This is a genomic window from Psychrobacter sp. TB20-MNA-CIBAN-0197, from assembly GCF_040309765.1.
In the GTDB taxonomy this organism is placed as follows: domain Bacteria; phylum Pseudomonadota; class Gammaproteobacteria; order Pseudomonadales; family Moraxellaceae; genus Psychrobacter; species Psychrobacter submarinus.
Genome location: NZ_JBEOPC010001197.1, coordinates 1 through 245 on the forward strand (window position 1 = coordinate 1; position 245 = coordinate 245).

Sequence of the window (245 nt, forward strand, 5' to 3'; positions counted from 1 at the left end):
GCTGCAGGGTGGACGACGATTATATGTTTAGGACTTTTCATCGTCATTTTTGCTGTCAGCTGGGGCCCGGTCGTATGGGTGATGCTGCCGGAGCTGTTCCCGGTACATGTCCGGGGAATTGGTACGGGGGTATCGACCTTCCTACTGCATACAGGGAATTTGATCATCTCGCTCACATTCCCAACCTTGTTAAGTGCAATTGGCATCAGTAACCTTTTCCTTATTTATGCAGCCATTGGCATAGG

Annotated in this window: 1 protein-coding gene; it reads left to right on the forward strand. The window is 49.8% G+C overall.

What is annotated here, in order from left to right:
* Positions 1 to 245 (forward strand): MFS transporter (locus AAEY83_RS17745; RefSeq protein ID WP_351061312.1); only part of this gene is annotated, 245 nt, incomplete at both ends.